The 6,390-nt window shown below is 41.7% G+C and carries 7 protein-coding genes; 2 read left to right on the top strand and 5 right to left on the bottom strand.

Going from position 1 to position 6,390, the window contains the following annotated elements; translation table 11 throughout:
• Nucleotides 1-211: 211 nt before the first annotated feature.
• The 3 genes from raiA to QZ169_RS07825 form a co-directional block, all read right to left on the bottom strand.
• Complete coding sequence (raiA, locus tag QZ169_RS07835) at nt 212-754, bottom strand: ribosome hibernation-promoting factor, HPF/YfiA family (protein ID WP_295506082.1); 543 nt, start codon at nt 752-754, stop codon at nt 212-214.
• Nucleotides 755-835: 81 nt separating this feature from the next.
• Nucleotides 836-1,501: a ComF family protein gene (locus tag QZ169_RS07830; RefSeq protein ID WP_295506077.1), complete on the bottom strand. Its 666-nt coding sequence runs from the start codon at nt 1,499-1,501 to the stop codon at nt 836-838.
• Complete coding sequence (locus QZ169_RS07825; protein ID WP_295506070.1) at nt 1,498-2,796, bottom strand: DEAD/DEAH box helicase; 1,299 nt, start codon at nt 2,794-2,796, stop codon at nt 1,498-1,500. The genes QZ169_RS07830 and QZ169_RS07825 overlap by 4 nt, the downstream gene beginning before the upstream one ends.
• A 55-nt stretch (nt 2,797-2,851) precedes the next feature.
• Between QZ169_RS07825 and QZ169_RS07820 the strand changes: the two genes are divergently transcribed.
• Both QZ169_RS07820 and cysK read left to right on the top strand, forming a co-directional pair.
• On the top strand, nt 2,852-3,484 hold the full coding sequence (locus QZ169_RS07820) for a YigZ family protein (protein WP_295506068.1): 633 nt from the start codon (nt 2,852-2,854) through the stop codon (nt 3,482-3,484).
• A gap of 100 nt (nt 3,485-3,584) precedes the next feature.
• Nucleotides 3,585-4,514 carry a cysteine synthase A gene (gene cysK / locus QZ169_RS07815; RefSeq protein ID WP_032906094.1) on the top strand — a complete coding sequence of 310 codons (930 nt, stop codon included), beginning with the start codon at nt 3,585-3,587 and terminating at the stop codon, nt 4,512-4,514.
• Between the two features lie 104 nt (nt 4,515-4,618).
• On the opposite strand, the gene QZ169_RS07810 is transcribed toward cysK, so the two are convergent.
• Together QZ169_RS07810 and QZ169_RS07805 are read right to left on the bottom strand one after the other, a co-directional pair.
• Entirely contained in the window at nt 4,619-4,978 is a 360-nt protein-coding gene (locus QZ169_RS07810) for a S1 RNA-binding domain-containing protein (RefSeq protein ID WP_295506065.1), read from the bottom strand.
• Nucleotides 4,978-6,378: a bifunctional Cof-type HAD-IIB family hydrolase/peptidylprolyl isomerase gene (locus QZ169_RS07805; RefSeq protein WP_295506062.1), complete on the bottom strand. Its 1,401-nt coding sequence runs from the start codon at nt 6,376-6,378 to the stop codon at nt 4,978-4,980. The genes QZ169_RS07810 and QZ169_RS07805 overlap by 1 nt, the downstream gene beginning before the upstream one ends.
• Nucleotides 6,379-6,390 lie beyond the last annotated feature (12 nt).

The raw sequence follows: 6,390 nt of genomic DNA, 5'->3' as shown, positions 1-6,390 counted from the left end.
TTCGCGACAACTATATTAGTATATCACCCAACCACACCTCCTGTCAATACCTTTTCTAATATTTTTTACATTTTTTTGAAGTTTATTTTTAAACTCTAAGTGTAAAGTTAATTTCTTTGTGCCTAGGGTGCTTGTTCTATGTCATCTGACAGTATAACTTTCTATAAAATTAAAAAGGTTGAGAAACTTGCTCTCAACCCTCTTTTCTCATTTATTTGACTTCTAACAGTCCAATATCTCCATCCTCACGACGATATATAACATTTGTGCTGCTGTCCTCTGCATCGGAATAGATAAAGAAATCATGCCCCAATAAATCCATCTGCAGAATTGCTTCTTCCAAGTCCATCGGCTTCAAATCTATGTGTTTTGAACGGACAACTTTTGACGGAACTTCTTCTGCTTCTTCAGCAAAGGAATCTGTGAAAAGCTGACTTGTAGCAATTTTATTGCGATTCTTTCTTTCAATCTTGGTCTTATTTTTGCGGATTTGGCGTTCAATCTTATCTGTGACCAAATCAATTGATCCATACATGTCCTGAGAGATATCTTCTGCACGAAGAGTGATGGAGCCTAGCGGAATTGTCACTTCCACTTTCGCAGTCTTTTCACGGTAAACCTTGAGGTTCACACGCGCATCAAGTTCTTGCTCTGCTTGGAAATACTTCTCAATCTTCTCAAGTTTAGAAACTACGTAGTCACGGAGAGCATCTGTTACTTCTAGGTTTTCACCACGGATACTATATTTAAGCATATAAGTACCTTCTTTCTAAACATAAATGTTTTATTTATAATATCATTATAACGCTTTCATTCTTTTTTTGCAAATTTTTTCTTATCTTGCGATTGAAAATGACAATACTTCTTTCACACCGGCTTCCAATAAGATTTGCTTAGCCAATTGCAAGGTTTTTCCAGTCGTATAAATATCATCAACCAGCAAAATTTTATCTGGCAAATCAATTCCTTTCCTAATTTCAAAAGCTTGCTGCGTCAGCAGACGCTCCTCACGTGTCTTGCTCGACTGTGCTATGGTGTCTTTTTTCTCTAAGATATTTCTATATGACAGGTTTGCAGCATCTAAAATCCCCTGCACTTGATTAAATCCTCTTGCTTGGAATTTTTCGACACTGACTGGAATCGGAACAATGGTATGCTCTCTAAACACTCTGACTGCTTTTCTAGTTGCTTTTGCAAATACAAAGCGTAACGCATAGTCTCCCTGAAACTTGTATTGACTGAAATAATCCTTCATTGCATCATTATAGGTAAATAGTGACTGATGCTGGACTTGATTACCCTCTTCCTCCCATTTTTGGCAATCTGTACATAAATCTGATTTCCCGTTGCGAAAACAGCGAGGGCAATGCTCTTCAGATATGCCTTCAAAATTTTGATAACAAGTGGAGCAGCAGCTTGGTCCTTCTCCTTTTAATAGAAAAAGCTGCAAAAAACTACCTTTCTCCTCAATTTGCCCTTTACATAAAAGACACTCTGTCACAATCCCGCCTCCTTATTCATATCTCTCATTTCTCGAATTGCCTTTTCCATAGCAAGGGTAGTCCCATCATGAAAAAATAGCAACTGTCCAGTAGGTCTATCCATACTGCGGCCAACTCGGCCTGAAATCTGAACCAGAGCACTACTGCTGAACAAGCGATGATTGGCTTCCAAGACAAAAACATCTACGCCAGGAAAGGTTACCCCACGCTCTAAAATAGTCGTTGTCACCAAAATAGTGATCTCTTTGCGACGAAACTGTTCGACAATTTCCAGACGATTTTCTGTGGTGGAGGCTACAAAAGCCAGTTTTTCAACTGGCAGAGCAATCTGCAAAGCCTGAGCAAAATCCTCTCCTCTTTGAATTTCGGCAGCAAATATCAAGAGAGGAAATTGCGTCTCCCTCTGTTTTTGTATATATTTTAAAAGCTTAGGTGCTATTTTCTTCTTCTGAAGATGTTTTTGAAAATCAGATAACCAAACTTTCTGAGGGATGGTCAAGGGATTACCATGAAATCTTCTGGGAAGACTCAGGCGTTTCAGCTCACCTTTTTGAACTCTTTTATCCAGTTCATCTGTGGAAGTGGCTGTCAGAAAAATAGTTGTAGCATCCTCCTTTACAGAACGTTCTACAGCGTGATACAGCATGGGATTATCCACATAAGGAAAGGCGTCTACCTCATCCACAATCAGCAAATCAAAAGCTTGATAAAATTTTAATAGCTGGTGAGTGGTAGCAATTACCAAGGGACTGCGAAAATAAGCTTCTGACTCCCCATGCAGAAGGGCTATTTCACAAGAAAAGTCTTCTTTTAGGCGCCGATAAAGCTCTAAACAAACATCAATCCGCGGACTGGCCAAGCAAACAGAACCACCTCTATCAATAACTCTTGCAAGCACTTGGTAAATCATTTCTGTTTTTCCAGCGCCAGTAACAGCATGCACTAACGTATTCTGCCTTTTCTCTAGCGCATCAAGTAAGCCTTTGGAGACCTTCCCCTGAAACTCTGTCAGTTGCCCCTGCCATTTAAGCACCTGATTTTTAGGAAAATCCTCTTGAGGAAAATAGTAGAGTTTTTGGTCACTCCGTACCCGACCCAAGATTAAGCATTCTCTACAATAATAAGCTCCAACCGGCAGTTGATTTTCTCGTTCAATCAAGCTGTTGCAGCGTCCACAGAAGAGCTTGCCTTTTTCTTCTTGGATACTGGGAATTTCTTTTGCTTTTGCTCGCAAGCTAGGCTCTAACTGATTTTCTGTAAATATCCGTCCTAAACAATCTTGTAACTCTAACATACTTATATATTCGTAATTTTTTGGCAAAATCCATCTTTTTTTGTAAAATATAGTTATGGAATTTAAGACAATTAAGGAAGATGGCATGGTTCAAGAGGAAATTAAAAAATCCCGCTTTATCTGCCATGTAAAACGAGTTTACTCCGAGGAAGAGGCTCGCGCTTTTATCGGTGCTATAAAAAAAGAGCATTACAAGGCTACCCATAACTGCTCTGCTTTTATCATTGGAGAAAAGAGCGATATTAAGCGGACCAGTGATGACGGAGAACCCAGCGGAACAGCTGGAGTTCCCATGCTGGGAGTCCTAGAAAAGCATGAATTGACCAATCTTTGCGTGGTCGTTACTCGCTATTTTGGCGGTATTAAGCTAGGAGCCGGCGGTCTGATTCGAGCTTATGCCGGCAGTGTTGCTCTGGCTATTAAGGAGATTGGACTGGTTGAGATAAAAGAACAAGCCGGCCTGCGCCTAAAACTGTCTTACAGCCAATATCAGGATTTTGCGAATTTTCTTAAGGCGGAAAATCTTGCTGAATACGATACTGAATTTACAGATACTGTCTCCACTCTTCTTTTCGTTGACAAAGGTGAAAGAGAACTGCTTAAAGATAAACTGACTGAGTTTTTTAAGGGCAAATTGGAGATGATGGATCAAGGACTGCGCCAAGTAGAAGTCCCCTTGACGTTTTGACATAAAGAAAAGCTATGGCTCTCATAGCTTTTTTATATTTTACAAAGCGCTTGTTTCATTTTATACTAATTCTATTAAATTATATTGAGGTATGTATTCTATGTCACGTATTTATCAAAACATTACAGAACTAATTGGGCAAACTCCCATTGTCAAATTGAACAACTTGGTTCCAGAAGGAGCCGCTGAGGTGTATGTGAAGTTAGAGGCTTTTAATCCTGGCTCTTCCGTCAAAGACCGGATTGCTCTTAGCATGATTGAGGCGGCTGAACGCGATGGCCTCATCAAACCTGGCGATACCATCGTTGAAGCAACCAGCGGAAATACTGGCATTGGCCTTTCATGGGTTGGAGCAGCTAAAGGCTACAAGGTTGTCATTGTTATGCCAGAAACCATGAGTGTAGAGCGCCGCAAGATTATTCAAGCCTATGGAGCAGAGCTAGTTTTGACTCCAGGCAGCGAAGGAATGAAAGGGGCTATTGCAAAAGCACAAGAAATTGCGCAAGAACGTAATGGCTGGCTGCCACTGCAATTTAATAATCCGGCCAATCCAGAGGTTCACGAACGAACAACAGGAGCAGAAATTATTGCTGCTTTCGGTGAAACTGGACTGGACGCTTTTGTTGGCGGTGTCGGAACTGGCGGAACTATTTCCGGTGTATCTCACGCTCTAAAAAAAGTTAATCCGGACATCCAAACCTACGCAGTTGAAGCAGACGAATCTGCTATCCTTTCTGGTGAGAAGCCAGGTCCTCACAAAATCCAAGGACTTTCAGCTGGATTCATTCCAGAGACCTTAGATACAGAAGCCTACAACGGTATTGTCCGCGTAACTTCTGATCAAGCACTGGAATTCGGACGCTATATTGGCGGTCAGGAAGGCTTCTTAGTGGGAATTTCATCTGCTGCTGCTATTTTCGCAGCTATTGAAGTAGCAAAAAAACTAGGAGCTGGCAAAAAAGTCCTTGCTCTGGCACCTGATAACGGCGAACGCTACCTATCTACTGCTCTCTATGAATTTGATGCTTAGTTTTTTTGAAAAATATGTCCATTTCAAATTAGCACTCAGCTATGAATTGAATGGCAATTCTATCTAACAAAAATATCCTGTTCTCTTATCGAACAGGATATTTTTTAAGCTTCTTCTTTTAAGATTTTTTTTGCCTCTTTGATCCAGATAGGCAGCTGTCTGCCTAAAGGTTCAAAACCAATTTTACAGCGGTCGTTTGAAAAGCGGTGGCGTCTAGGGAGGCGGTGCTTTTCTTCTTCTAGGGTTCGCATGGACAGACTGGACTTCCCAGAAAATTCATCATAGTCCACAACCTGTACCAATACTTGCTGACCGATCTTTACACTATCATGGATATTTTCAATATAACCCGGACGAATTTCTGAGATATGAATAAGACCAATTGTTCCGTTTTCCAGCTCAACAAAAGCTCCATAAGGCTGAATCCCTGTGATTTTGCCTTTTAATTTATCACCGATTTTCATCAGTCTTCTACCTCAATCGTTTCAATCACAACATCTTCCACCGGCTTGTCCATCGCCCCCGTCTCAACAGCTGCAATCTTGTCCAAAACTTGGTAGGACGCTTCATCAGCCAGCTGACCAAAGACAGTGTGGCGCCGATCCAAATGCGGTGTTCCTCCCTGACTGGCATAGACTTCAGCGATAGCTTCAGGCCAGCCGCCGCGGCTCAATTCCTTAGCTGAATAAGGTAGATTCTTATTTTGAACAATGAAAAATTGACTGCCGTTAGTATTCGGCCCAGCATTTGCCATGGAAAGAGCCCCACGAATATTGTAAAGCTCAGGTGAAAACTCATCTTCAAATTTCTCACCATAGATAGACTGACCGCCCATACCGGTACCAGTAGGATCGCCACCCTGAATCATAAAGTCCTGAATAATGCGGTGGAAAATCACACCGTCATAATAACCATCTTTAGCAAGGGCAATAAAGTTGGCTACTGTTTTTGGTGCCTGTTCTGGAAACAGATGAACTTTCATGTCCCCATGATTAGTCTTGATAGTCGCTTTTGGACCTTCTGCTGCTGCAAGTTCTACTTGTGGAAAATGTAATTCTTTTTCTACCATACCTAACTCCTCTAAGGCGGCAAAAATACCGTCTTCTTCTACTGTTTTTGTAATATAATCTGCTCTTTTTCGCAGTTCTTCATGGGAAACGCCCATGGCAATGCCAATTCCGGCATAGTCAAATAATTCCAGATCATTGAGTCCGTCGCCAAAAACCATGACATTTTCAGGTTTCAAGCCCAGATGCTCGACAACCTTGGAAACTCCGGCTGCCTTGGAACCTTCTGTCGGTACGACATCTGACGAATGAGGATGCCAGCGAACCAAACGCAGATGCTCCGCTAATGCCTCTGGCAGCTGCAGGCAATCTCCTCTATCTTCAAAGGTCCAAAGCTGATAAATATCCTTGTCTAAATGAAAGTCTGGATTTACAGGCAAATCTGGATAAACCACATCAATGGCCTCTGAAATCAGAGAATTTCGATTAGACAAGGCCGCTTCATGGCTGCCGACCAGACCATAGTCAATCCCTACTTCCTGAGCCCAAGCAATATAGGACATTACTCTATCAGACGGGATAACCGCCTGAGAAATCACCTTTCCTTTACTGTCTTCGACATAGGCTCCGTTCAGTGTAACGAAAAAGTCTGGCTGCAAAGCTCTCAGTTCCGGCACGACACCAAACATTCCTCGTCCAGACGCAATACCAGTCAAAATCCCTTTGTCCTTCAACTGCTTGAAAACCGTCTGGATAGACTCTGGGATAAAACCTGTATCCTTGACTCGCAGGGTATCATCTATATCGAAAAAGACAATTTTTATCTTTTTTGCCTTATACTTTAATTTTGCGTCCATATCTCCCCTTGT

The sequence above is a fragment of the uncultured Streptococcus sp. genome (assembly GCF_905372115.1).
Lineage (GTDB): Bacteria > Bacillota > Bacilli > Lactobacillales > Streptococcaceae > Streptococcus.
Note: the sequence above shows the minus strand (reverse complement) of the source record. Positions and strands in the feature narration are given on the sequence as shown.

Bases quoted from the DNA above. Each gene is read 5' to 3' on its own strand.
- QZ169_RS07820 (WP_295506068.1), top strand. From the start codon at position 2,852: ATGGAATTTAAGACAATTAAGGAAGATGGCATGGTTCAAGAGGAAATT.
- cysK (WP_032906094.1), top strand. From the start codon at position 3,585: ATGTCACGTATTTATCAAAACATTACAGAACTAATTGGGCAAACTCCC.
- raiA (WP_295506082.1), bottom strand. From the start codon at position 754: ATGCTTAAATATAGTATCCGTGGTGAAAACCTAGAAGTAACAGATGCT.
- QZ169_RS07805 (WP_295506062.1), bottom strand. From the start codon at position 6,378: ATGGACGCAAAATTAAAGTATAAGGCAAAAAAGATAAAAATTGTCTTT.
- QZ169_RS07810 (WP_295506065.1), bottom strand. From the start codon at position 4,978: ATGAAAATCGGTGATAAATTAAAAGGCAAAATCACAGGGATTCAGCCT.
- QZ169_RS07825 (WP_295506070.1), bottom strand. From the start codon at position 2,796: ATGTTAGAGTTACAAGATTGTTTAGGACGGATATTTACAGAAAATCAG.